Below are 24,017 nucleotides of genomic sequence, written 5' to 3'. Positions count from 1 at the left end.
TTCGCATTTGCTTCCGGTTTTTTCGAGGCTGCCCGTCAAGCAAGGTAATTCGACACGTAAAGGATTGCCGCCACCATGCACACCCCCTCCTCCCCACGCGGGCGCTTTGGCCTGCTGAAAAGCGCCCCGTTTTCCCTGGCCATGCTGGCCGCGAGCGCGATGACCGCCAACCTGGCCCAGGCGGACACGGTTAACGTCGCGGCACAGACCTATGACATTCCCGCCGGACCGCTGGGCAGTTCACTCAATCGCTTTGCCCAGCAGGCCGGCGTGGCGATTGTGTTCCAGTCTCACGAACTGGAAGGCCTCAACGGTCCCGGCCTGAAAGGGCAGTACGCCACACAGGAGGGTTTTGACCGCTTGCTGCAAGGCAGCGGCTACCGCGCGGTCAAGGGCGACCAGGTGTATGCGCTGCAGCCCATGCCGACTAGCAGCAATGGCGTCATGGAATTGGGCCCGACGCAGGTCACCGCCAACCAACTAGGCAACGTCACCGAAGACAGCAGCTCCTACACACCCGGCAGCATTGCGACCGCGACTCGCCTGGTGTTGACCCCCAAGGAAACCCCGCAGTCCGTCAGCGTCATCACGCGTAAGCACATGGACGATTTCGGCCTGAACAACGTCGACGACGTGATGCGCCACACCCCCGGCATCACGGTGTCGGCCTTCGACACCGAGCGCAGCAACTATTACGCACGTGGTTTTTCCATCAACAACTTCCAGTACGATGGCATCCCCTCGACCGCGCGCAACGTCGCCTATTCGGCAGGCAACACCCTGAGCGACATGGCGATCTATGACCGCGTCGAAGTGCTCAAGGGTGCCACCGGCCTGCTCACCGGCGCCGGCTCACTGGGCGCAACGATCAACCTGGTGCGCAAGAAACCCACCGCGGATTTCCAGGGGCATGCCACCCTGGGCGCCGGCTCCTGGGACAATTATCGCAGCGAGCTGGACGTCAGCGGCCCGATGACCGAAAGCGGCAATGTGCGTGGCCGGGCAGTCGCCGCCTATCAAGACAAGCGCTCGTTCATGGACCGCTACTCACGCAAGAGCCCGACCTACTACGGCATCATGGAATTCGACCTGTCACCCGACACCCTGCTGACCGTCGGCGGCGACTACCAGGACAGCCTGCCGACCGCCTCGTCGTGGTCCGGCAGCTTCCCACTGATCAACGCCAACGGCGAGCGCAACAGCGTCAAGCGCTCGTTCAACAATGCCGCCGATTGGAGCAGTTGGGAGCAATACACCCGCACCGTGTTCGCCATGCTTGAACATGACCTGGGCAACGGCTGGGTTGGCAAACTGCAACTGGACCACAAGATCAATGGCTACCACGCGCTGATGGGCTCGATCCAGGGCGACCAGCCACAGCCCGACGGCACCGCGCAACTCACCTCGGGCAAGTACACCGGGGAAACGGTCAGCGATTCCGCCGACCTGTATGTGAGCGGCCCGTTCAGCCTGGGCGGGCGCGAGCATGAGCTGGTGCTGGGCGGTTCGATCAGTGCCTCGGAATGGAAAGGCAAGGGCTACTGGAACCTCTCCCCCAATATCGTCGACTTCAATAACTGGCACGGCAACGCCCGCGAACCGGACTGGGGCACCGCCCAATCGCTGACCGACGACACCGTGCGACAGACCGGCGCCTACATGACCACGCGCCTGAATCTGGCCGATGACCTCAAGCTGCTGCTGGGCGGGCGCGTGGTCAACTATCAGGTCACAGGCTATAACCCCAACTACCGCGAGTCCGGACGTTTCGTGCCGTACATCGGCGCGGTGTACGACCTCAACGACACCTATGCGGTCTACGCCAGCTACACCGATATCTTCATGCCGCAGGAAAACTACAACCGCGACCGCGACAACAAGCTGCTTGAACCGGATGAAGGCCAGAACTGGGAGTTGGGCGTGAAGGCGGACTTCCTCGACGGCCGCGTAAACGCCAGCGCGGCTTACTTTGAAATCCACGAATCCAATCGCGCGCTCTCGGATGATGAGTACAACAACCAGACGCCGATCCCGAATAACTATGCGTACAAGAGCAGCAAGGCCGTCACCAAGGGTTATGAAGTGGAGATGTCCGGCGAGATTGCGCCCGGCTGGCAACTCCAGGCTGGCTACACCCACAAGGTGGTGCGCGATGACAAGGATGTGAAGATTTCCACCTTCGAGCCTGAAGACCAGATCAAGCTGTACACCACCTATAAACTCAAGGGCAACCTCGACAAGTTGACCGTCGGCGGCGGCGTGCGCTGGCAGAGCATGGGCTGGCAGGACATCTACAACACCCCTCACACACAGTATGAAGAGTTCTCCCAGGACGCCTATTGGCTGGTCGACCTGATGACGCGCTACCAGGTGACCAAGAACCTGTCGACGACGCTGAACGTGAACAACCTCTTCGACAAGTCCTACTACACCAACATCGGTTTCTATAACTCCGCAGCCTACGGTGAGCCACGTAACTTCATGGTCACCACACGCTGGGACTTCTAACCCCCAGACAGCAAAAAGCCCGCTCAATGAGCGGGCTTACGGGTGTGCCCCGTCAGAAGTCGAAGAACACCGTTTCTTCTTCGCCCTGTATGCGGATATCGAAACGATAAGCCAACTTGCCATCGACCGTGCAACGCTTGGCGACCAGCGTCTCCCGGCGTTGAGGCTGTTCGATCAGATTCAGCACGGGATCGACGGCATTGGCCTGGGCTTCATCGTCGAAGTACACACGGGTCTGCAAGTGGATATTGATGCCCCGCGCGAACAGCGAAACATTGACGTGCGGCGCCATCGGCACACCCGCAGCATTCTTCACGGTGCCCGGCTTGACGGTATGGATCTGCCACTCGCCGGTATCCGTGGTCGCCGTACGGCCAAAACTGTTGAAGGGCTTTTCCAGGTTGTAGTCACTGTCGTAAACGCCTTCGTGGTCAGCCTGCCAACACTCCAGGAACGCATCGCGGATCAGATGACCGTTGCCGTCATAGACATGGCCCAGCAACAGGATGTGCTCCCCCGACGCACCGGGCTTGGCCATTTCGTTCCAGATTTCCTGCGCGCGGGGCGGGTTGCCCGCCGCCTCCAGCGCCAGGCCGATATGCACGTAAGGACCGGCGGTTTGCGACGGGGTTTCAGGTAGAAGTTCAACGGGCATGATCGGGCCTCCTCAGCGGTTTTCGAAGTGAGTCTTGCGCTGACCGCGCAGAACGATATCAAAGCGATAAGCCAGGCAATCCATGGGATTGGCCATGCTCATATCAAGCCTTGCGATCAGGCTCTGCACTGCATCCGGATTGGCGATCGACTTGACGATCGGGCACATCGGGATGAGTGGGTCACCTTCGAAATACAACTGGGTGATCAATCGTGTGGCAATCGATGGGCCGCTGATGGAGAAGTGAATATGCGCCGGACGCCAGTCGTTGGGACCATTGCGCCATGGATACGGGCCAGGCTTGACCGTGCGGAAACTGTAGTTGCCGTCGCGGTCGGTCAAGGCACGACCGACGCCACCGAAGTTAGGGTCGATGGGCGCCAGATAGCTGTCCTTCTTGTGCCGATAGCGCCCCCCCGCGTTGGCCTGCCACATCTCCACCAGGGTATGGGGAATCGGCTTCCCATACTGGTCACACACCCGACCGGCGACGATGATGCGCTCGCCGATGGGCAAGCCGCCGTGGTTGAAGTTCAGCAACAGATCGTTATCGTGATGCCCCATCTCCAAGTGGGAAAAATCCGGGCCGCTGGCTTCCGACTGGGACTGCGGGATGCTCACCAAGGCCTGGCGCGGGGACCGCAGGATTGAGGTTTTGTAGTCAGGCGTCAGGGCTTTGGGGTGCCAATTGCGGTCACGAATGACGAAACGGCTGTTGTCCGCATCAGACATGTCGGTTTCCTTTTTATTATGGATAAAAATCAGGGATGAATATTGTATAAACAACAATAAACAACCCAGTGTCCCTTGATGAGGCGCTATCCAAAATTGAAAAAACCAACCCTATCCATATCCAAATGGTTATGGATAGAAACCCTCGCGATATTCCTGGCCCACCTCGCGCAGCACCTCCACGCACCATTGAGCCGCCAAGGACATCGTCAACGCAGGATTGCTGCACAGTCCCACGGAACCACCCGGTTCGCGAATTCCCAACTCCAGCTCAAACAGATCACCTCGATTCAAGTCCTGCCTGACCGCATCGAAAGGCGCGACCCAGATCGCCTGACTGCACTGCACATAACGCCGGCTCAAGATCAACGATAGGGTTTCCAGGCGCTGGCGCGGCGGATTGATACTGTGCTGCACGAACAAGCTGTCGGCGAATTTGCGAATCGTCGTCCCTGCCTGCGGCAACACCAGCGGATAATCTTCGATATGTTCCTGCGCCTGTGGATCGCTCAACAGCGGATGGCCGTTACGCACCACGAGGGTCATGGATTCGCTGTATAGATGCTCGAAAATCAGCCCAAGGATCTGCGGGCTGTCCGTCATGCGTCCGACCACCAAGTCCAGCTCCCCCACCCGCAATTGCGACAACAGGTACGCGCTCGGCCCGGTCACCACGCTCACGATCAGCGCGGGATGTCGGGCATGCAAACGACAGACGACCTCGGGCACCAACAAACTTTCCACAGTGGACAGCACGCCGAGCCTGGCGGTGAAGGGCTCGTGCTCGCCGGAACGCAGGCTGTTCACCCCTTCACGCAGCGCTTGTACGCTCGGCCCGGCATAACGCAAAAAAGCCACTCCGGCTTCCGTCAACGCCGCGCCACTTTTGCTGCGCATAAATAAAGTGGCCGTCAGCAGGGTTTCGAGTTCTTTGAGGGTCTTGGAAAGCGCCGGCTGGCTGATCGCTAATTTTTCCGAGGCGCGCGCCAGACTGCCCTGGCGCGCCACTTCGAGAAAGCACACCAGGTGGCGGAATTTGATGCGGGTATCGATGTTCACCGTATGTTGCCGCCTTCGAGGTGTCCCCTACCGCGCGTGAAAAAGCGCGAGAAGTAAGCTAATTCGGAAGATTGTGCGCGAAAGTGTATCGCCGATCGACCTCACCACACAGCGAACGCAGGTTGTCGATCTCGTGGATCAGGCTGATCAGAATGGACCGTCGTCGCCCTGACGCCACCAAGGCGCTGAATCCCGGGCACAAAAAAAGCCCGCTCGATGAGCGGGCTTCCTGTGGTACCTGGCGTTCAGCGTTCCAGGTGACCGAATATGGCGCAGCGGACGGGACTCGAACCCGCGACCCCCGGCGTGACAGGCCGGTATTCTAACCGACTGAACTACCGCTGCGCGTAACACTTGAAGCGAATGGTGGGTGATGACGGGATCGAACCGCCGACCCTCTGCTTGTAAGGCAGATGCTCTCCCAGCTGAGCTAATCACCCTTCGTTTCGGTGTGGCGCGCATTCTACGGAGCGACCCCAGGTCTGGCAAGCACTTTCTTAAATCTTTTTTTTGATAGCTTCCAATGGCTTAGGCAGGGTTGGCCTCAGCCGCTATCAAGAGAATAATGCCCCCCTTTGTATAAAGGAGAGACTCACCCCATGTGGTTCAAGAACCTGCTTATCTATCGCCTGACCCAAGATCTGCCTGTTGATGCCGAGGCGTTGGAAGCGGCCATGGCCACCAAACTGGCGCGCCCATGTGCAAGCCAGGAGTTGACCACTTACGGTTTCGTCGCGCCTTTCGGTAAAGGCGAGGACGCTCCCCTGGTCCACGTCAGCGGTGACTTCCTGCTGATCGCCGCGCGCAAGGAAGAACGCATCCTGCCGGGTAGCGTGGTGCGTGATGCCCTCAAAGAGAAAGTCGAGGAAATCGAAGCCGAGCAAATGCGCAAGGTCTATAAAAAGGAACGGGACCAGATCAAGGATGAAATCATCCAGGCGTTCCTGCCGCGTGCCTTTATTCGCCGCTCGTCGACCTTCGCCGCCATCGCGCCGAAACAGGGCCTGATCCTGGTGAACTCGGCCAGCCCGAAACGCGCCGAAGACCTGCTCTCCACCCTGCGTGAAGTGATCGGCACCCTGCCGGTGCGCCCACTCACCGTGAAAACCGCGCCAACCGCCATCATGACCGACTGGGTCACTACCCAGAAACCGGCCGATGACTTCTTCGTCCTCGACGAATGCGAACTGCGCGACACCCACGAAGACGGCGGCATCGTGCGTTGCAAGCGCCAGGACCTGACCAGCGAAGAAATCCAGCTGCACCTGAGCACCGGCAAAGTCGTGACCCAACTGTCCCTGGCCTGGCAGGACAAGCTGTCCTTCATGCTCGACGACAAGATGACCGTCAAGCGCCTGAAGTTCGAAGACCTGCTGCAAGACCAGGCGGAACAGGACGGTGGTGAAGAAGCCCTGGGCCAACTGGATGCCAGCTTCACCCTGATGATGCTGACCTTCGGTGACTTCCTGCCGGCGTTGATCGAAGCCCTCGGCGGCGAAGAAACCCCGCAGGGCATCTAAGCCGTGTGAAGATCAAAATGTGGGAGGGGCAAGTCGAATCGTCGCACCGCCCCTCCCACATTTGATCGCATTTGCATTTCAAAAATCGAATAAAAAAGGACACCCCCATGCGCGCACTCGCCGCCTTGAGCCGCTTCGTCGGCAATACCTTCGCCTACTGGGTGTTGATATTTGCCGTGCTGGCCTTCTTCGAACCCAACGGGTTCATCGGCCTGAAAAGCGCCATCGTCCCGCTGCTGGGCCTGGTGATGTTCGGCATGGGGCTGACCCTCAAACTTGAAGACTTCGCCGAAGTCGCTCGCCACCCGTGGCGCGTGGCCCTGGGCGTAGTCGCACACTTCGTGATCATGCCGGGCGTGGCCTGGCTGCTGTGCCAGGCCTTCCACCTGCCGCCGGAAATTGCCGTTGGGGTGATCCTGGTCGGCTGCTGCCCAAGCGGCACCTCATCCAACGTGATGACCTGGCTGGCCCGTGGCGACCTGGCGCTGTCGGTGGCCATCGCCGCCGTCACCACCCTCCTCGCCCCGCTGCTCACCCCGGCGCTGATCTGGCTGCTGGCCTCGGCCTGGTTGCCGGTGTCGTTCATGGAGTTGTTCTGGTCGATCCTGCAAGTGGTGCTGCTGCCGATCGTGCTCGGCGTTGTCGCGCAACGCGTGCTCGGCGAGCGGGTGCACCATGCGGTGGAGGTGCTGCCGTTGGTGTCAGTGGTCAGCATCGTGATCATCGTCGCCGCAGTAGTGGCGGCGAGCCAGGCGAAGATCGCCGAATCGGGCCTGCTGATCATGGCCGTGGTGATGCTGCATAACAGCTTCGGTTACCTGCTGGGCTACTTCACCGGCCGCGTGTTCAAGCTGCCGTTGGCCCAACGCAAGTCGCTGGCGCTGGAGGTGGGCATGCAGAACTCCGGGCTGGGCGCCGCATTGGCCAGCGCGCACTTTTCTCCGTTGGCGGCGGTGCCGAGCGCGCTGTTCAGTGTCTGGCACAATATTTCCGGGGCGTTGCTATCGACCTACTTCCGCCGCATGAGCGAGAAGGAAGACCGTCGCATGCTGGAAAACACCCCGCAAACTTGATCGCCTGATCCATTTTCGGCACTCTACCGAGCTTCGCGGGGACGACCTCGCGACGCTCTCGAGCGCACATCAGGGGACGACCCCGCTTTTGCAAGGGAGGTCATCATGTCCTGGATCATTCTATTGTTTGCCGGCTTGTTTGAAGTCGGCTGGGCCGTCGGCCTGAAGTACACCGACGGTTTCAGCAAGCCGCTGCCCACGGCGCTGACGATTGCCGCCATGGCCATCAGCCTCGGCCTGCTTGGCCTGGCCATGAAGGAGCTGCCGCTGGGCACCGCCTATGCCATCTGGACTGGCGTGGGAGCGGTGGGCACGGTGATTGCCGGGATTATTCTGTTCGGGGAATCCATGGCGTTGTTCCGGCTGGCCAGTGTGGCGTTGATCATTTGCGGGCTTGTCGGGCTCAAGATCAGCGCTTAGGCCACTACCACCATCGGGGGCAAGTCGAATCGTCGCACCGCCTCCCACACTAGACCGCGATCGTCAGAACAACGTGATCAAATGTGGGAGGGGGCTTGCCCCCGATGAGGCCGGTACATCCAGCACAGAACTACCTGACACTCCCCCGCAAAGCGCCAACGACCTCCTGCAATCTGGCAGGCGTCGGACCCTCCACCGGCTCACCCGCCACCAGCACGACGCGCGACCAGATGCGATGGAGGAAGCCTTTGTTCGGATCGCGACTGAAGAAACTCCCCCACAACCCCTGCAACGCCATCGGGATCACCGGCACCGGGGTCTCCTCAAGAATGCGCGTCACGCCACCACGGAACTCGTTCATCTCGCCGTCAGCCGTCAACTTGCCTTCCGGGAAGATACACACCAACTCTCCGTCCTTCAGGTATTGGGCAATCCGCGTGAAGGCTTTTTCGTAGATCTGGATATCCTCATTGCGCCCGGCAATCGGGATCGCCCCCGCGGTGCGGAAGATAAAATTCAGCACCGGCAAGCGGTAGATCTTGTAGTACATGACGAAGCGAATCGGCCGACGCACCGCGCCACCAATCAACAGCGCATCGACAAACGACACGTGGTTACACACCAGCAACGCTGCACCTTCCTCCGGGATCAGCTCAAGGTTGCGATGCTCCACGCGATACATGGAGTGGCTGAGCAGCCAGATCATGAAGCGCATGGTGAACTCGGGGACGATCTTGAAGATGTAGGCGTTGACCGCGATGTTGAGCAACGACACCACCAGGAACAGCTCAGGAATCGACAACTTGGCCACGCTCAGCAGCAGGATCGAGACAATCGCCGAGACCACCATGAACAGCGCGTTGAGAATGTTGTTGGCGGCGATCACCCGCGCTCGTTCGTGCTCGGCGGTGCGCGACTGGATCAGTGCATACAGCGGCACGATATAGAACCCGCCAAACACCCCCAGGCCGAGGATATCCAACAACACCCACCACGCCTGGCCGTAGCTGAGCACCGCCAGCCAGTCATTGGCCTGGACGTTCTGCGGGAAGCCGCCCGAATGCCACCACAGCAGCAGGCCGAACACGGTCAGGCCAAAGGAGCCAAACGGCACCAGGCCGATCTCCACCTTCCGCCCGGAGAGTTTTTCGCACAGCATCGAGCCCAGGGCGATGCCCACCGAGAACACCGTGAGGATCAGCGTCACCACGGTTTCGTCGCCGTACAACCACTCCTTGGCATAGGCTGGGATTTGCGTCAGGTAGATCGCGCCGACAAACCAGAACCATGAGTTACCGACGATGGAGCGCGACACCGCCGGGGTCTGGCCCAAGCCCAGGCGCAAAGTCGCCCAGGATTGGCTGAAGATGTTCCAGTCCAGGCGCAGTTGCGGGGTGGACGCCGCCGCGCGCGGAATGCTGCGGCTGGCCAGGTAACCCAGCACCGCCACGCCGACGATCGCCGCCGACACCACCGGCGCATAGTGGGTGGAAGACATCATGATCCCTGCGCCAATGGTGCCGGCCAGGATCGCCAGGAACGTGCCCATCTCCACCAGACCGTTGCCGCCCACCAATTCATCGTCGTGCAGGGCCTGGGGCATGATCGAATACTTCACCGGGCCGAACAGCGCCGAGTGCGTGCCCATGGCGAACAGCGCCAGCAGCATCAGTTCCAGGTGATTGAACAGAAAGCCCGTCGCGCCGACGGCCATGATCACAATCTCGCCAATCTTGATCGCGCGGATCAACGCATCCTTGTTGAATTTCTCGCCAAACTGGCCGGCCAGCGCCGAGAACAGGAAGAAGGGCAAGATGAACAACAGCGCGCACAGGTTGACCCAGATCGAGCGGTCACCGTCGATGGTGAGCTTGTAGAGAATCGCCAGGATCAGCGATTGCTTGAAGATGTTGTCGTTGAAGGCGCCCAGCAACTGGGTGATGAAAAACGGCAGGAAACGCCGTGTGCGCAGCAAGGTGAATTGTGAGGGGTGGCTCATCGTCCGTGTTCCTGCGTGGCCTGTTATTGATCAGGCCACGACTTTACCTAATCGCGCTTACTTATTCCCTAGTCCTGCAATACACGGCGAAACAAAAAGCTCACCTTTATAGGCGCCCTGCACAGTGCGCTTGGCAACGACCAGCCACATCAGCGTCAACGCGCCCACCAGCACACTGCCAAATGCGCTGAAGAAGCCCAGGTGCAACAGGCTCGACAGCTTCAACGTGGCCAGGGCATATACCCCCAGCGGGAAGGTAAAACCCCACCACCCCAGGTTGAACGGGATACCGGCGCGCAGGTAACGCAGGGTGATCAGCACCGCGATCAGCATCCACCACAAGCCGAAGCCCCACAGGGTCATACCCGCCACCAGGCCCAGGCCGTTGGCCATTTCACCGACGCCGGGCAAACCATTGGCGGCAAAGATCGCCGGCGCATCGCCGCCCAGCACCAACATACCCAGGGCACCGGTACCGATGGGGCCGAGGGCCAGCCAGCTCGATGCGGCCATATTGGCGTGAGGCAATTTATGCAAGGCCATGCGCAGCATCAGGATGGTCAGGATACTGAACGCCACCGGCAGGGAGAACGCCCACAGCACGTAGCTGGTCACCAGCATCACCAGTTGCGAATGGGCGTCGACCAGATGCGGCGCCAGCAGGCCACCACTGGCCGCCGCCACTTCGGCCGCGACCACCGGCAACAGCCATACGGCGGTCATCTGGTCGATGCTGTGTTCCTGGCGGGTGAACATCATGAACGGGATCAGCACGCCGCAGGCCAGGGACATGGCCACATCCAGCCACCAGAGCAGCTCGGCCAGGGGCAGCACATCACTCCCCCAGCGTGGCAGGCCGAACAACAACAATCCGTTAAGGATGGTCGCCAGGCCCATGGGGATAGTGCCGAAGAACATCGAGACGGTGGAGTGCCCGAAAATCCGCCGGGCCTCGTGGAAAAACATCACCCAACGCGCCGCATACAGGGCACTGAACAGCAGGAACAAGCCTATGGTGAACAGCCACAGCCCTTCGGCAATGGCGCGCAAACCCGGCAGGTCGAACGGTAATTGAGCCAGGGCCAGCGCAAGCACGCCGGTGCCCATGGTCGCGGCAAACCAGTTGGGGGTGAACTGGCGAATCACTTCCCGGGGACGGGCCAGGTGACTGAAGGGCTTGTAGCTGATGGTATTCGAGCAGGTCATGATGGCAATCCTCTTCCTCGCATGAGGTTGAGGCCATGGTAGAACCTGATCGAATATCTATATAACGGGTAATATCTCTAACTGTTATCTGTTTTACCGATATGCACTCAAACGCTGCCTTCGCTTTCGATCACCAGGATGCGCGCAGGGCCCTGGGGATGCGCCACATGTTCAGTGCCGACGCCGGCGTAGAAAATATCGCCCACGGCCAACTCAGCCACCTGCTCCATGCCGCCATCGCGGTAGTGCATATGCACCCGGCCATCGAGCACCACGAACACTTCCTCACCATCGTTGACGTGCCAGCGGTACGGCTGGTCGGTCCAGTGCAAACGGGTGGTGATGCCGTTCATGTTGGCGATATCCAGCGCCTCCCAGGCGCGGCTGCCGGTGAAGTCCTTGCTGCGGATGATCTTCATGCTTGAATCTCAAGGCGGTCGGAGATCGCCGATTATGAGCGCATCACGGGCTCGATGTCGCCTTGGTGCGGGTGTAATCCTGCAGCAGCAGCGCCGCCAAGGCACTGAGTGCCAGCACGATCAGCGACACGCCATACGCATCGGTGGTCGCGATCAACCCGAAGGTGCGCGTCAGGTTGCCCGCCAACAGCGATGGCACACAGAACGCCAGGTAACTCAGGACGTAGAACGCCGACATCAAGCCGGCGCGCTCATGGGGCAAGGCCAATGGTACAACGCTGCGCAAGGCGCCGAGGAACCCGGCCCCAAAACCACTGCCGGCGATCAGCGTCGCAAGGAAAAACAACGGCAGGCTGGCAGCGTGCACGGCACTGAGGATCAGCGCGACGCCCACCGCCAGCAACACGGCGCCCAGGCGCAAGGTCTTGTCCGCCGGGCGATTGCGCAGGCTGAAAATCATCAGCGCACCACTCAAGGTCAACACCGCTACCAGCCCGCCGCCGATCAGATTGGACGTCGACCCCGTGGCCGCCCGCACCAGCGAAGGCGCCAGGGACAGATAGAACCCGCCCATGGCCCACACGGCGATATCCACCGGCAGCGCAATCCATAGCGCGCGGCGCGCCTGGAGCGGCACATGCAAGGTGGGCCACAACGAGGCCAACGCGCCAGGGATCCGACTGACGGTTTCCGGCAGGCGCCACACATACACGGCCTGCAACACCATCAGGCTCAAGAGTGTCCAGTAGATCAAGGTGGTGGGAAACGGCGCGAATTCCACCAGCAGGCTGCACCCCATGGCGCCACACGCCATCCCCAGCAAGGGCGCGACGCTGTTGATCAGCGGCCCGTGCTGGCGGTCGGTATCGAGCAGCGCGGCACCCAGTACCGCCGTGGCCATGCCGGTGGCGAAACCTTGCAGGGTCCGCGCGGCGATCAGCCAGGCCACGCTGTCTTCATGGATAAACAGCAGCATCGCCAGCATCTCGAGGAGCAGTGCGGTGAAGATCACCGGCTTGCGCCCCAGGTGGTCCGACAGCGAACCTACGGTCAGCAACGCCACCAGCAGGCTCAAAGCGTATACCCCGAAGATCAGGGTCAGCATGCCCGCTGAAAAATGCAGGCCCTCCTGATACAGGTGATACAACGGCGTCGGCGCACTGGAAGCCGCCAGGAACGTCAGCAAAGTGATCGCCAGGAACACCAGGCTGGAACGGTGTGAAGTCAGGTTGGACATGGGCACGCTCCGCTAAAGCTAATATTTTGCTTTTGCGCAGTGTGCGACCGATCAGGGCTTAAAGCAAATTCTTTGTGTTAAGGTCACACCCATGGCGATAAAAGAAGGCCTCCGCCCGGGGGGCCGCAGTGCCCGGGTACAAGAGTCCGTCCATTCGGCGGTGCGTGAACTGCTGGAAACCCATGAGCGTTCCAGTGTCACCGTGCCGATGATTGCCGCGCGCGCGCGCGTCACCCCCTCAACCATCTACCGACGCTGGGGCGACCTCTCCGTGTTGCTCGCGGACGTGGCCCTGGCCCGCATGCGCCCCGACAGCGAGCCGGCCAACACCGGCAGCCTGCGTGGCGACCTGCAAGCCTGGGCCGAGCAATACCTGGATGAAATGAGTTCGGAGCCGGGGCGCAACATGATGCGCGATGTGCAGTGCCGGGCTACGCCTGGGTACTGCGTGAGCATCCTCAGCGGGCAGTTCCAGGCGATTGTCGATCGCTACCCGCACGACACGCCGCCACCGCCCAGCGTGGATCACCTGATCAACCTGCTGGCGGCACCGACGGTGTTTCGTATTCTGTTCTCGAGCACACCGCTGACGGTTGAAGAACTGCACGAGCTGATCGAGCTGGCATTGCAGACCTGACACACATCTAAATGTGGGAGGGGGCTTGCTCCCGATAGCGGCCTGACAGTCAGCCTTGCACTGACTGATCCACCGCTATCGGAGAGCAAGCCCCCTCCCCCCATTTTTCCCCACGTTCAGGTCGGTGCTCAGGTACGCATCCCGCGCCCGCTCACCAGCAACTTCGCGCAACCGATATACAACACCACCGTGGCCACGATCATGAAGGTGATCGCCACGCTGATCTTGATGTCCGACACCCCAAGGATGCCGTAGCGGAACGCGTTGACCATGTGCAGCACCGGGTTGGCCAGGGACACGGTCTGCCAGAACGGCGGCAGCAAGGTGATGGAGTAGAACACTCCGCCCAGGTAGGTCAGTGGGGTCAGCACGAACGTCGGGATGATCGAGATATCGTCGAAGTTGCGTGCAAACACTGCGTTGATAAAGCCCAGCAACGAGAAGATCGTCGCCGTCAGCACCACCACCAACAGGGTGACCCCCAGGTGGTGCACTTGCAGGTGGGTGAAGAACAGCGACAGCAAGGTCACGATCACACCGACCATCAAGCCTCGCAGCACGCCACCCAGTGTGTAGCCGATCAGGATGGTGTGTGGCGACACCGGCGAGACCATCAGTTCTTCGATAGAACGCTGGAATTTGCTGCCGAAGAAACTGGAGACCACGTTGCCGTAGGAGTTGGTGATCACCGACATCATGATCAGGCCGGGCACGATGTACTCCATATAGGTGAAGCCACCCATGTCGCCGATCTGCCGGCCGATCAGGTTACCGAAGATCACGAAGTACAGGACCATGGTGATCGCCGGTGGCAGCAGGGTCTGCGGCCAGATCCGGGTGAAGCGCTTCACTTCGCGATAGACAATGGTCTGCAGCGCGACGAGGTTGGGTTGCAGTTCAGAACTCATACCGCCACCTTCGCCAGGTTTTTTTCCACCAGGGACACGAACAACTCCTCAAGGCGATTGGTTTTGTTACGCAGGCTCAACACTTCGATGTTCTGGGTCGCCAATTGGCTGAACAACGCAGTGATGCCCATGGCTTTGTCCACCTGGACTTCCAGGGTGTGGCCGTCGACCAGGCGAGTCGGGTAGCCGACCAGTTGCGGCGGTACCGACAGGTTGTTTTTCAGGTCGAGCACGAACGTCTCCACATGCAACTGGCTCAGCAGGTTACGCATGCTGGTGTTCTCGACGATGGTGCCGTGGTCGATGATGCCAATGTTGCGGCACAGCTGCTCGGCCTCTTCCAGGTAGTGGGTGGTGAGGATGATGGTGATGCCTTTCTCGTTCAGCTCGGTGAGGAAGGTCCACATCGAGCGACGCAGTTCGATGTCCACCCCGGCGGTGGGCTCATCGAGGATCAACAGGCGCGGTTCGTGCACCAGCGCGCGGGCGATCATCAGGCGCCGCTTCATACCGCCGGAGAGCGAACGCGAAGGCACGTCGCGTTTGTCCCACAGGCCCAGTTGGGTCAGGTACTGTTCGGCGCGTTCCTTGGCGATTTTCGCCGGAATGCCGTAGTAACCGGCCTGGGTCACGACAATGTCGAAGGTCTTTTCAAACTGGTTGAAGTTGAATTCCTGGGGCACCACACCGATGCAACGCTTGAGCGCCGCCGGGGATTGGTCCAGGTCATGGCCAAAAATATTCACCGTGCCGCTGGTCTTGTTGACCAGGGTCGAAAGGATACCGATGGTGGTGGATTTGCCGGCACCGTTGGGGCCAAGCAAGGCGAAGAAATCACCTTCGGCAACGTCCAGATCGATACCACTCAGGGCCTGGAAACCGTTGCCGTAGGTTTTGGTTAGCTGCCGGATGGACAGAGCGGAACTCATATCGGAATACGCACCAAAGAAGGGAATAGGAACAATAGATGAGGGCGCAGCCCACGTAGTTCAACGGCGGCGCATGACAAGCATGGTGCTTGCCCGCGCCGCACAAGTACAGTCACCTGTATTAATAGTCAGTATTAAGTCAACGCGGTCATGACCGCTTTGCGGTAGGCCGGCCGTTGTTGCAGGCGCTGGTACCAGGCCTCTAGATGGGGCATCGAAGGGCGTTCGATGGGCATTTCAAACCAGGCGTAGATAAAGCAGCCCAGAGGGATATCACCCATGCCGATCTCATTACCTGACAGGTAGGGTTGGGTGGCAAGGGCCTGGTCGACGGTTTTGAGCGCATCGATGCAGGCCTGGCGCCCGGCGTGGATGGCGTCCCAGTTCTGTTTGTCAGCGGGCGTGCGCACAATGCCCCAGAACACGCTCTTGAACGGTTCGGCGAGGGTCGACGTGGTCCAATCCATCCATTTTTCCGCGTTGGCCCGCGCCTTCAGGTCGCTCGGGTACCAGCTGGATGCCTGCTTGGCGCAGAGGTAACGCACGATGGTGTTGGACTCCCACAGGACAAAATCGCCGTCTTCGATCACCGGCACCCGGCCATTGGGGTTCAACGCCCGGTATTGCGGCGTGTCGACCACGCCAAAAGCCCCGCCCGCATCAATTGCCTCATAGTCCAGGCCGAGTTCCTCGGCGCACCACAGTGCTTTCCTGACGTTTGATGAATTTTTACGACCCCAGATTTTCAGCATGACCGTGCCTTATTGTGAATGAACATGGCTGGATGAACGCAGCAGCATACGCCGCTTCACGCGCGGCTTAAATCACTGCGCAGATCGCCCAGCAGGCTCGGCATGTCGTCGGTAAACAGGTGCGGGTAACACTGCTGGAGATGGGCGAAGAAGAAAGCCTCGGGCACATCGGGAAATTGCCCATGATCCACCACGTACTCCATCGAGCGTTGCCCCTGGCGGTTGAACGCATGGAAAACACTGTCATTGACCCCGTCGAACTCCAGCGGCGGCACATCGAACAGCTCACACAATTGCTGGTTGAACGCGGGCGTCGCCTTGACCCAGCGGCCGTTCAAATAAAGCTCGGTGTAGCCGTGCATGGCGAACACATCACTTTTGAGCAGCGCGATCAGGCGCGGCGTCGACAGGTGATTGCGCACGTCCGCCAGGCCGATGCGCGCCGGAATGCCGCAGTGCCGCGCACAGGCGGCGAGCAAGGTGGCCTTGGGCACGCAATAGCTTTCGCCAGCCGCCAGGGCGAAGCTGGCGTTCAAGGTGCCTGGGTCGCGGCTGAAGGTGTAGGGGTTGTAGCGCACCGCCTCCCGTACGGCGTAATACAGGGCGACTGCCTGGTCACTTAAAACCGTGCGGGTACCGCGGTGTTTTTCGGCGAACTCCACCACGGCAGGGTGGTCACTATCGATGAAGCGGCTGGGACTCAGGTACGTATCCATGAGCTTGATCTCCGAGGGAAGCCTGGAGTTTAACGACAGGTGTGCCATGGAGATAACGACGAATCGGCCAAATGTCGGCGCCTGGTGATCGGTGATCCCACGGTGTTCCCAGTACCACTCGTAACGCCTGATCACCGCGCTTTCTCGGATGCCGACTAAGCTCAATGGTGGTTTTGCCCCTGGTTTCATGGAGGATTGAATATGCTGTTGTTGTGGATACTGGTTCTGGTGGTCGGCATTGCCTACCTGGCACACCGCCGCACCGCGCCCCTGCCCGCCCTGGGCGTGGTCGCCGTTTACCTGCTGGCGATGGGCGCCTGGAGCCACGCACCGGGTTGGCTGCTGCTGATCTTCTGGGTGCTGATCGCCCTTGTCGCCGCGCCGCTGCTGCTGCCAGACCTGCGCCGCCAATACTTCACCAAGCCGCTGTTCAGCTGGTTCCAGAAAGTCCTGCCGCCGATGTCCGAGACCGAGCGCGACGCGATCGATGCGGGCACCGTGTGGTGGGACGGCGAACTGTTCAGTGGTCGCCCCGACTGGGACAAACTGCTGGCCTACCCCAAGGCGCAACTGACCGAAGAAGAGCAGGCCTTTATCGACGGCCCCACCGAAGCCCTCTGCGCCATGGTCAGCGACTGGGAAATCGGCCAGGCCATGGACCTGCCACCCGCTGCCTGGGAGCACATCAAGACCCACGGTTTCTTCGCCCTGATCATCCCCAAGGAATATGGCGGCAAGGGTTTCTCCGCCTACGCCCACTCCCAGGTGGCCATGAAGCTCGCCACCCGCAGCGGCGACCTGGCCTCCACGGTGATGGTGCCCAACTCCCTCGGCCCGGCCGAACTGCTGCTGCACTACGGCACCGACGAACAACGCAACCACTACCTGCCACGCCTGGCCCGTGGCGACGATATTCCGTGCTTCGCCCTCACCGGCCCGCTGGCGGGCTCCGACGCCGGCGCCATGCCCGACACCGGGGTGATCTGCAAGGGTGAATGGGAAGGCAAGGAAACCCTGGGCCTGCGCCTGAACTGGAAAAAACGCTACATCACCCTCGGCCCTGTCGCGACCCTGCTCGGCCTGGCCTTCAAGGCCCATGACCCGGACCACCTGCTGGGTGAAGAAGAAGACCTCGGCATCAGCCTGGCGCTGATCCCGACCGATACGCCCGGGGTCAACATCGGCCGCCGCCACCTCCCCCTGGGCGCGGCATTCATGAATGGCCCCAACTCGGGCAAGGATGTGTTCATCCCCCTGGAATTCCTGATCGGTGGCCAGGAAATGCTCGGCAAGGGCTGGATGATGTTGATGAACTGCCTGTCGGTAGGCCGCTCGATCTCCCTGCCCGCCGTCGGCACCGGCGCCGCCAAGTTCACCAGCCTGGTCACCGGCCAATACGCCCAGGTGCGCGAACAGTTCAACGTACCGCTGTCGGCCTTCGAAGGTATCCAGGAAGCCCTGGCACGTATCGGCGGCAATGCGTGGCTGATGGACAGTGCGCGGATGCTCACCGCCAATGCCGTCGACCTCGGGGAAAAACCCTCGGTGCTGTCGGCGATCCTCAAGTACCACCTGACCGAGCGCGGCCGCGAGTGCATCAGCCACGCCATGGACGTACACGGTGGCAAGGGCATCATCATGGGCCCGAACAACTACCTGGGTCGCAGCTGGCAGGGGGCACCGATCTTCATCACCGTGGAGGGCGCGAATATCCTCTCGCGCAACCTGATGATCTTCGGCCAGGGCGCGATTCGCTGCCATCCCTTCGTGCTCAAGGAAATGGCCCTGGCCGGTCGCGAAGACCACGACCAGGCCCTGAAGGAGTTCGACGGCCTGCTGATGCAGCACATCGGGTTTGCCGTGAGCAACGCGGCCAGCACCCTGGTACTCAACCTCGGTGTCGGGCATTTCGAAAAAGCCCCGGGCAACCGTTTGAGCCAGCGCTACTTCCGTGCGCTGAACCGCCAGGCCGCCGCGTTCGCGCTGCTCGCCGACCTGAGCATGATGCTGCTGGGCGGAGAATTGAAACGCCGCGAACGCCTGTCGGCGCGCCTGGGTGATGTGCTGAGCCATATGTACCTGGCCTCGGCGGCGCTCAAGCGTTACCACGACCTGGATTCGCCGGACCACCTTGAACCGCTGTTCACCTGGGCCATGGAAGAAAGCCTCGGCGAGTCGGAGCGCGCACTGGATGAACTGCTGAGCAACTTCCCGAGCAAGGTGCTTGGCTGCCTGCTGCGGGTGATCGTATTCCCGTTCGGCCGTCGCCATACGGGGCCATCCGATGCGCTGGATGCCGAGGTGGCCGCGGTCATCGGCCGCGCCAAGGGCGACCCGACGCTCGAGGAGTTGCTGGCCGGCTGCTATCGCCCGCAATCGGTGGACGATCCCGTAGGCGCCCTGCAACACGCCTACGACCTGCTCGGCGCCAGTCATCCGTTGCAAAAGAAACTGCATGCTGCGCTCAAGAGCGGCCAGGTCAAGCCAACGGCCGGCGAGCCTGCCATCGACGCGGCGCTGCACGCCGGGGTGCTGCAACCGGCCGAAGCGCAGACCCTGCGCGACGCCGAGGCGGCACGGCGCAAGGTGATCGACGTGGATGATTTCAGCAAGGAAGAACTGGCCCAGGCAGAGGGCAAGGTCCGCTGAGTCCAGCGGTCATATAAAAACGGGCGCTGGGGCTATATACTCCTGCGCCCGTTTTTGCTTTAGAGGACTTATCTCGTGTCCAACGTCGTTGCCGATCATCTCGTCTTGCTCGACCACCTGCGCAGTATCCTGGTTGCCGTCGGCGAAGCCGAACAGGTGCCCGAGGAAAGCCACACCCTGTTTCTCGAACGCTTTGACGAACTGCGCGCCCTGCTGCCGATCGACCCGATCGAAAGCCAGTACCTGGGCCAGGACCTGATGAGCCAGGTCATCCTGCGCTACCCGCAGATCGCCCACCTGGTGCCGCGCGACCTGCTGTGGTTCTTTGGCGGCGACTGCCTGCACTTCATGCCCGACGAAGAATTGGACCTGTACCAGGCCCTGGAAGAACGTCGCTTCGAAGCCGAACAGAACGACGAACCGTTCGACTGGAACCAGGAAAAGCAACTGCTGGCCATGCCACAGGACCAGAGCAAGCACTGATCCTTCAAGGCACTGCTGAACTGAAGGTGGGAGCAAGCCCCTCAACCCTCAAATAAGTCACTGATGATTAAGAATTAAAATATCCTCTTAAATGACGGCTTTTTTACGGCGAGCGGGCTTGTTGTGGCAAGCGGGCCTGTTGTGGCAAGCGGGCCCGTTGTGGCGAGCGGGCTTGCCCCGCGTTGGGCTGCGAAGCAGCCCCAATAAGGCCACCGCATTTCTTCTGGTAGAACCGGGAGACTGGTATTAGGGCCGCTACGCGCCCCAACGCGGGGCAAGCCCGCTCGCCACAACAGGCCTGCTTGCCACAACGGGCCCGCTCGCCACAGGGTTTCCAGTTTGCTGTGCGACAGCGCTACGTCAGAGATTCAGCGGGGGCTCAACGTCGGCTCCTTCGCCATGCACGCCACCAGATAATCGATAAACACCCGCAACTTCGGCGGCAGATACCGCGTTGGCGAATGCAGCAACCACGCCTGGCCATGGTAGGACGCAATAAAGTCCCACGCGGGCAACACCTGCACCAAGCGCCCTTCCTCCAAGGCATGCCGCGCGGTGAAATACGGCAAACTACCAATCCCCACATGCTGCAACACGGCATCGAGCCGCACGCCCGTGTGGTTTGCCGCATAACGCCCACGCACGCCGACCGTCACCGCCCTGCCGCCCTGGCGAAATTTCCAGCGTGAATCCCCCGGGGTTTCCCCCAGGTAGATACAACTGTGTCCTAACAAATCCTGGGGATGGCCAGGCGTGCCGTGCTCGGCCAGATACTGGGGTGTCGCGCACAGCAAGTGCTCGATGGGCAGCAGTTGCCGCCCCACCAGCCCAGGCGGCGGGCTGTCGGTGATGCGGATGCTCAGGTCGACGTTGTCGTCGATCAGGTCCACATGCCGATCCTCCAGGATCAGTTGCACATCCACCTTGGGATAACGCCGCAGAAACTCCGGCATATGCGGATGCACCACAAAACGCCCCACCGCCTTGGGCACGCTGACCCGCACCAGGCCCTCGGGCTCGTGGGTGAACTGGCCGCTGATTTCCATCACCGAGCGCGCCGCGTTGACCATCTCCTGGCAACGCTTGAACACTTCTTCGCCGCCCTCGCTCAAACGCAACTTGCGCGTGGTGCGCTGCAACAGGCGAGTCGCCAGCGCCTGTTCGAGTCGCGAAATACTCCGGCTCACCGCCGACGGCGAAACACTCAATTGCCGCGCCGCTGCGGAGAAACTGCCGGCTTCCACCACTTTGACGAAGATCGCCATTTCACCCAGCAGCGGCAAGGGAAGATTGATGCTCATGACGCACAGGTCCATTGATAATTCAGCGGATTATCACTCATTCACGCACTATTTATACTGCCCGCAGAACCTTGATGCGGATGTAGAGAATGACCGAGCGCCTGTTTTTCACCCACGACCACCTCACAGCCGAGCTTGAAGTGCTGAGCTGCACGCCGCACGCAGGGCAATTTGCCGTCATCCTGCTATCGACGATTTTCCACCCCCAGGGCGGTGGCCAACCGTTCGACACGGGCTGGCTTGGCGGCAGTCAGGTAGTGCGGGTCACCCAAGAGGCCGATCGCGTGGTGCACTATGTCGACCAGCCGGTGGAACCGGGCCCGATCACGGCGCGGGTCGATGAGCAACGTCGCACCCTGCATACCCGCCTGCATTCCGCCGGCCACTTGATCGGCAATGTCGGCGAAACACTCGGCTGGATGCCGATCAAGGCGCACCATTGGCCAGGCGAAGGCAAGATCACGTTTATTCGTGGCGAACAGGCCCAGACCATGGACGCCGAAGCCATTCAGCAGCAGGTCAACCAATGGATCGCCGCCGACTTCCCGCGCCATATGACGCTGGAAGATGGCACCCGGGAAGTCGGCTTTGGCGAACTGCCCGCCTATGCCTGCGGCGGTACCCATGTGCAAGCGTTGAGCGAGCTGGGCCAGGTGACGATCCTGGCGCTGTCGGAGAAAAAGGGCGCGTTGTCCGTTCGCTACGAAATCAACTGACACAACCCATCAGCGGCAAACTCAGTGATAAAAGCACGCCCTAGACCATGATCGCCCCTGCCCGCCCCGGCTCCACTACAAACGACTTGAGCGTCGAAACGGTGGCTGCCGGGTCGCGAGGATCGGTAATCACCCGAAAGTTCGTCAGCATCTTTCGCGCCTCCAATGCCACCGACACATAGCCCCGCTGGCGACTGTCGAAAAACTTCACATGGGGGTTCAGCGGCAGGATCTGGGTGAAGGCGTCATAGGGCGGCCCGTCGGACGTCACCGACGTGCCGACAAACTCGGTGGCGACGACCGGTGAATCCGGGCGATCGCCATCGGCATGCAGGTCCGTGACCCAGAACGAATGGATATCGCCGCCCCAGAACACCGGGTTCTTGACCCGATGACGCTCGATGGACGCCAGCATCCGCGAACGATTAGCCATATAGCCATCCCACCCATCGGTCCAGCGCCCAGGCATGTGGCTGGTCAGGTCGCGTTGGGTCAGCGGTGCCACCAGCAGGTCCTGGGCGATCACATTCCACTGCGCCTTGGACTGGGCGAAGCCCTGGTCCAGCCAGGCCTCCTGCTGCCACCCCAGCATCGTGCGCCCTGGGTCACGCAAGTCGGCGCAAGTATTGGCCGCTACATGCCCCTGGTGGCTGCCATTGGCGAGGATGCACGGTTGTTCGGAGCGATACTGGCGGCCGTCGAGTACGTGGAAACGCGCCAATCGTCCATAGTCCAGGCGTCGGTAGATACGCATGTCCGAGCCGTGGGGCAGGCTGCTGGCGCGCAGCGGCATATGTTCGTAGAACGCCTGGTAGGCCGCTGCGCGTTGCTGGAGAAATTGTGCCACTGGAATCCTGGGGTCCTGGGACCAGCGGTTGGCGTAGTCGTTCTGCACCTCATGATCGTCCCAGGTGGCCACGCTGGGGGCCGCGGCGTGCAGCGCCTGCAGGTCCGGATCGGTTTTGTACAGGGCGTAGCGGTTGCGGTAATCCGTCAGGCTCACCGCATTGCCACTGCCATGGGGACGAATGATCTTGCCCGAATCGGCCGCATAGGAATTGTCATAGATGTAGTCGCCGAGGAAGAACACCAGGTCGGGTTGCTCCGCCGCCAAGTGGCGATAGGCGCTGAAATAACCACGCTCCCAGTGCGAGCACGAAACAAACCCCACGTGTGCCGATGCCATCGCATCCCGTGGCGGCGCCGTACGCGACTGCCCCACCGGGCTCTGCGCCCCCAGCCCCTCGAACTGGTACCAATACGGCCTGCCCGCCACCAACCCCGCGACCTCCACATGCACCGAATGGGCAAACCGCTCGGTGGCCATCACCTCGCCCTGGCGCACAATACGTGTCATCGCCGCATCGCTGGCCACTCGCCAACGTACCGGCACCGCACGCCTCAAGCCACCCTGGCCATCGACCGCATTGAACAACGGCGCCAGGCGTGTCCAGATCACAAAGCCATCTGGCAGCGGATCGCCAGACGCCACGCCCAAGGTGAAGGGATAGTCGACTCCCGCACTGCGGGCGAACGGGCTGAGAATCGAAAACGTGGTAGCCACCGCCAGCCCGGCAAGTACCCGGCGGCGGCCAAGATCAATCTCGCCGCTCATGACCGAGACTCCCAGCCACCCAAGTGCCCGTAGTGATGAGTAGCGTTGATGCGCAGGCTAACGATGCCCACCAACGCGTCTATGTCACGCCGATGCATGCCCAGGCTAATCAAGCCCAGGGAACGAAATTTTTCCTGCATGCCGTCGATAAAACCATGGGCGTCTTCCAGCGTGTACGGCGACGGAATGCTGGCCGTGTTGTCGGCAACGTTCGGCCCGTTGGCAAGGGCGCACAACGTCTCGGCCTGGGCTTTTTCCAGCGCTCGCAACAGCAGTCGCGAGGTGGAGAGATGTGGCAATTGGCTACTCATTCCAGGGGCGCCTCGATGTAAATTTTTTGAGAATGCCCCCGGTGAGTGTCAGTTTGGTTACACCCCGTAAATGACCGGTAAGTCGTCTGTAAGACGCGTCCTAGAGCCCTCAAAACGTCAACTAAAGTTAACCGTTCGGTCATTTTTCATTGCTAGCGTGTCGCCCCTAATT

At 60.9% G+C, this 24,017-nt stretch carries 21 protein-coding genes, 2 tRNA genes and 1 pseudogene; 8 read left to right on the top strand and 16 right to left on the bottom strand.

The genetic code is table 11. The features are described from left to right. Positions 1 to 75: 75 nt before the first annotated feature. The gene (locus A7317_RS09045) at positions 76 to 2,508 is read left to right on the top strand and encodes a TonB-dependent siderophore receptor (protein WP_024074369.1); all 2,433 of its coding nucleotides are present in this window, start codon (positions 76 to 78) and stop codon (positions 2,506 to 2,508) included. 52 nt (positions 2,509 to 2,560) lie between these two features. On the opposite strand, the gene pcaG is transcribed toward A7317_RS09045, so the two are convergent. The 5 genes from pcaG to A7317_RS09020 form a co-directional block, all read right to left on the bottom strand. Continuing rightward, positions 2,561 to 3,163, bottom strand: coding sequence for a protocatechuate 3,4-dioxygenase subunit alpha (pcaG, locus tag A7317_RS09040; protein WP_069075604.1), 603 nt, complete (start codon positions 3,161 to 3,163; stop codon positions 2,561 to 2,563). A 12-nt stretch (positions 3,164 to 3,175) separates the two neighbouring features. Next, the gene (pcaH, locus tag A7317_RS09035; RefSeq protein WP_024074367.1) at positions 3,176 to 3,895 is read right to left on the bottom strand and encodes a protocatechuate 3,4-dioxygenase subunit beta; all 720 of its coding nucleotides are present in this window, start codon (positions 3,893 to 3,895) and stop codon (positions 3,176 to 3,178) included. A gap of 129 nt (positions 3,896 to 4,024) precedes the next feature. Further along, the gene (pcaQ, locus tag A7317_RS09030; RefSeq protein WP_024074366.1) at positions 4,025 to 4,954 is read right to left on the bottom strand and encodes a pca operon transcription factor PcaQ; all 930 of its coding nucleotides are present in this window, start codon (positions 4,952 to 4,954) and stop codon (positions 4,025 to 4,027) included. A gap of 268 nt (positions 4,955 to 5,222) precedes the next feature. After that, positions 5,223 to 5,299: transfer RNA gene (locus A7317_RS09025), tRNA-Asp, on the bottom strand. Between the two features lie 19 nt (positions 5,300 to 5,318). Further along, positions 5,319 to 5,394: transfer RNA gene (locus A7317_RS09020), tRNA-Val, on the bottom strand. 159 nt (positions 5,395 to 5,553) lie between these two features. Here A7317_RS09020 and rdgC point away from each other — a divergent pair. The 3 genes from rdgC to sugE all read left to right on the top strand — a co-directional run bounded on the left by rdgC (position 5,554) and on the right by sugE (position 7,967). Beyond that, a complete protein-coding gene (gene rdgC, locus A7317_RS09015; RefSeq protein WP_069075603.1) occupies positions 5,554 to 6,474 on the top strand; it encodes a recombination-associated protein RdgC in 921 nt (306 codons plus the stop codon). 107 nt (positions 6,475 to 6,581) lie between these two features. Continuing rightward, entirely contained in the window at positions 6,582 to 7,547 is a 966-nt protein-coding gene (locus A7317_RS09010; protein ID WP_069075602.1) for a bile acid:sodium symporter family protein, read from the top strand. A gap of 105 nt (positions 7,548 to 7,652) precedes the next feature. Further along, positions 7,653 to 7,967 (top strand): quaternary ammonium compound efflux SMR transporter SugE, encoded by a 315-nt coding sequence (gene sugE / locus A7317_RS09005; RefSeq protein ID WP_024074363.1) that lies wholly within the window; start codon positions 7,653 to 7,655, stop codon positions 7,965 to 7,967. A gap of 130 nt (positions 7,968 to 8,097) precedes the next feature. On the opposite strand, the gene A7317_RS09000 is transcribed toward sugE, so the two are convergent. The 4 genes from A7317_RS09000 to A7317_RS08985 form a co-directional block, all read right to left on the bottom strand. Beyond that, the gene (locus A7317_RS09000; protein ID WP_069075601.1) at positions 8,098 to 9,966 is read right to left on the bottom strand and encodes an MFS transporter; all 1,869 of its coding nucleotides are present in this window, start codon (positions 9,964 to 9,966) and stop codon (positions 8,098 to 8,100) included. A 57-nt stretch (positions 9,967 to 10,023) separates the two neighbouring features. Beyond that, positions 10,024 to 11,172 carry a TDT family transporter gene (locus tag A7317_RS08995; protein ID WP_024074361.1) on the bottom strand — a complete coding sequence of 383 codons (1,149 nt, stop codon included), beginning with the start codon at positions 11,170 to 11,172 and terminating at the stop codon, positions 10,024 to 10,026. A gap of 107 nt (positions 11,173 to 11,279) precedes the next feature. Beyond that, entirely contained in the window at positions 11,280 to 11,591 is a 312-nt protein-coding gene (locus tag A7317_RS08990) for a cupin domain-containing protein (protein ID WP_024074360.1), read from the bottom strand. A gap of 43 nt (positions 11,592 to 11,634) precedes the next feature. Then, positions 11,635 to 12,828, bottom strand: a complete 1,194-nt coding sequence (locus tag A7317_RS08985) for an MFS transporter (protein ID WP_069075600.1) — start codon at positions 12,826 to 12,828, stop codon at positions 11,635 to 11,637. Between the two features lie 91 nt (positions 12,829 to 12,919). Here A7317_RS08985 and A7317_RS08980 point away from each other — a divergent pair, with 91 nt between their 5' ends. Further along, positions 12,920 to 13,465, top strand: a complete 546-nt coding sequence (locus tag A7317_RS08980) for a TetR/AcrR family transcriptional regulator (RefSeq protein ID WP_069075599.1) — start codon at positions 12,920 to 12,922, stop codon at positions 13,463 to 13,465. A gap of 128 nt (positions 13,466 to 13,593) precedes the next feature. On the opposite strand, the gene A7317_RS08975 is transcribed toward A7317_RS08980, so the two are convergent. From A7317_RS08975 to A7317_RS08960, 4 genes are all read right to left on the bottom strand, one after another. Continuing rightward, positions 13,594 to 14,373 (bottom strand): ABC transporter permease, encoded by a 780-nt coding sequence (locus tag A7317_RS08975; protein ID WP_024074357.1) that lies wholly within the window; start codon positions 14,371 to 14,373, stop codon positions 13,594 to 13,596. Beyond that, a complete protein-coding gene (locus A7317_RS08970) occupies positions 14,370 to 15,302 on the bottom strand; it encodes an ABC transporter ATP-binding protein (protein ID WP_024074356.1) in 933 nt (310 codons plus the stop codon). Before A7317_RS08970 ends, A7317_RS08975 begins: the two co-directional genes overlap by 4 nt. A gap of 134 nt (positions 15,303 to 15,436) precedes the next feature. Continuing rightward, positions 15,437 to 16,054 (bottom strand): glutathione S-transferase family protein, encoded by a 618-nt coding sequence (locus A7317_RS08965; RefSeq protein ID WP_024074355.1) that lies wholly within the window; start codon positions 16,052 to 16,054, stop codon positions 15,437 to 15,439. A gap of 56 nt (positions 16,055 to 16,110) precedes the next feature. Beyond that, the gene (locus A7317_RS08960) at positions 16,111 to 16,770 is read right to left on the bottom strand and encodes a transglutaminase-like domain-containing protein (RefSeq protein WP_024074354.1); all 660 of its coding nucleotides are present in this window, start codon (positions 16,768 to 16,770) and stop codon (positions 16,111 to 16,113) included. Between the two features lie 201 nt (positions 16,771 to 16,971). Between A7317_RS08960 and A7317_RS08955 the strand changes: the two genes are divergently transcribed. Next, entirely contained in the window at positions 16,972 to 19,419 is a 2,448-nt protein-coding gene (locus A7317_RS08955) for an acyl-CoA dehydrogenase (protein WP_069075598.1), read from the top strand. Between the two features lie 75 nt (positions 19,420 to 19,494). Next, positions 19,495 to 19,902, top strand: coding sequence for a PA2817 family protein (locus A7317_RS08950; RefSeq protein ID WP_010567536.1), 408 nt, complete (start codon positions 19,495 to 19,497; stop codon positions 19,900 to 19,902). Between the two features lie 368 nt (positions 19,903 to 20,270). Here A7317_RS08950 and A7317_RS08945 read toward each other — a convergent pair whose 3' ends face one another. Continuing rightward, positions 20,271 to 21,203 (bottom strand): LysR family transcriptional regulator, encoded by a 933-nt coding sequence (locus A7317_RS08945; protein WP_041161134.1) that lies wholly within the window; start codon positions 21,201 to 21,203, stop codon positions 20,271 to 20,273. A gap of 89 nt (positions 21,204 to 21,292) precedes the next feature. Here A7317_RS08945 and A7317_RS08940 point away from each other — a divergent pair, with 89 nt between their 5' ends. Next, complete coding sequence (locus tag A7317_RS08940; RefSeq protein WP_024074351.1) at positions 21,293 to 21,919, top strand: serine-tRNA(Ala) deacylase AlaX; 627 nt, start codon at positions 21,293 to 21,295, stop codon at positions 21,917 to 21,919. Between the two features lie 40 nt (positions 21,920 to 21,959). Here A7317_RS08940 and A7317_RS08935 read toward each other — a convergent pair whose 3' ends face one another. Together A7317_RS08935 and A7317_RS08930 are read right to left on the bottom strand one after the other, a co-directional pair. Continuing rightward, on the bottom strand, positions 21,960 to 23,534 hold the full coding sequence (locus tag A7317_RS08935) for an alkaline phosphatase D family protein (RefSeq protein WP_024074350.1): 1,575 nt from the start codon (positions 23,532 to 23,534) through the stop codon (positions 21,960 to 21,962). Between the two features lie 11 nt (positions 23,535 to 23,545). Then, positions 23,546 to 23,845: pseudogene (locus A7317_RS08930) on the bottom strand (GNAT family N-acetyltransferase); the annotation flags it as partial. Between the last annotated feature and the right edge of the window lie 172 nt (positions 23,846 to 24,017).

It is taken from the genome of Pseudomonas fluorescens (genome assembly GCF_001708445.1).
GTDB lineage: Bacteria > Pseudomonadota > Gammaproteobacteria > Pseudomonadales > Pseudomonadaceae > Aquipseudomonas > Aquipseudomonas gorinensis.
The sequence above is the reverse complement of the archived record's forward strand: the minus strand, read 5'-3'. Positions and strand labels throughout refer to the sequence as shown.

Coding starts and splice junctions, on each gene's coding strand:
- rdgC (WP_069075603.1), top strand. CDS start 5,554: ATGTGGTTCAAGAACCTGCTTATCTATCGCCTGACCCAAGATCTGCCT.
- A7317_RS09010 (WP_069075602.1), top strand. CDS start 6,582: ATGCGCGCACTCGCCGCCTTGAGCCGCTTCGTCGGCAATACCTTCGCC.
- A7317_RS08985 (WP_069075600.1), bottom strand. CDS start 12,828: ATGTCCAACCTGACTTCACACCGTTCCAGCCTGGTGTTCCTGGCGATC.
- A7317_RS08945 (WP_041161134.1), bottom strand. CDS start 21,203: ATGAGCATCAATCTTCCCTTGCCGCTGCTGGGTGAAATGGCGATCTTC.
- A7317_RS09045 (WP_024074369.1), top strand. CDS start 76: ATGCACACCCCCTCCTCCCCACGCGGGCGCTTTGGCCTGCTGAAAAGC.
- A7317_RS08960 (WP_024074354.1), bottom strand. CDS start 16,770: ATGGATACGTACCTGAGTCCCAGCCGCTTCATCGATAGTGACCACCCT.
- A7317_RS08955 (WP_069075598.1), top strand. CDS start 16,972: ATGCTGTTGTTGTGGATACTGGTTCTGGTGGTCGGCATTGCCTACCTG.
- A7317_RS08970 (WP_024074356.1), bottom strand. CDS start 15,302: ATGAGTTCCGCTCTGTCCATCCGGCAGCTAACCAAAACCTACGGCAAC.
- A7317_RS09000 (WP_069075601.1), bottom strand. CDS start 9,966: ATGAGCCACCCCTCACAATTCACCTTGCTGCGCACACGGCGTTTCCTG.
- A7317_RS08940 (WP_024074351.1), top strand. CDS start 21,293: ATGACCGAGCGCCTGTTTTTCACCCACGACCACCTCACAGCCGAGCTT.
- A7317_RS08995 (WP_024074361.1), bottom strand. CDS start 11,172: ATGACCTGCTCGAATACCATCAGCTACAAGCCCTTCAGTCACCTGGCC.
- A7317_RS08975 (WP_024074357.1), bottom strand. CDS start 14,373: ATGAGTTCTGAACTGCAACCCAACCTCGTCGCGCTGCAGACCATTGTC.
- A7317_RS08980 (WP_069075599.1), top strand. CDS start 12,920: ATGGCGATAAAAGAAGGCCTCCGCCCGGGGGGCCGCAGTGCCCGGGTA.
- A7317_RS08965 (WP_024074355.1), bottom strand. CDS start 16,054: ATGCTGAAAATCTGGGGTCGTAAAAATTCATCAAACGTCAGGAAAGCA.
- sugE (WP_024074363.1), top strand. CDS start 7,653: ATGTCCTGGATCATTCTATTGTTTGCCGGCTTGTTTGAAGTCGGCTGG.
- pcaH (WP_024074367.1), bottom strand. CDS start 3,895: ATGTCTGATGCGGACAACAGCCGTTTCGTCATTCGTGACCGCAATTGG.
- A7317_RS08935 (WP_024074350.1), bottom strand. CDS start 23,534: ATGAGCGGCGAGATTGATCTTGGCCGCCGCCGGGTACTTGCCGGGCTG.
- A7317_RS08990 (WP_024074360.1), bottom strand. CDS start 11,591: ATGAAGATCATCCGCAGCAAGGACTTCACCGGCAGCCGCGCCTGGGAG.
- pcaG (WP_069075604.1), bottom strand. CDS start 3,163: ATGCCCGTTGAACTTCTACCTGAAACCCCGTCGCAAACCGCCGGTCCT.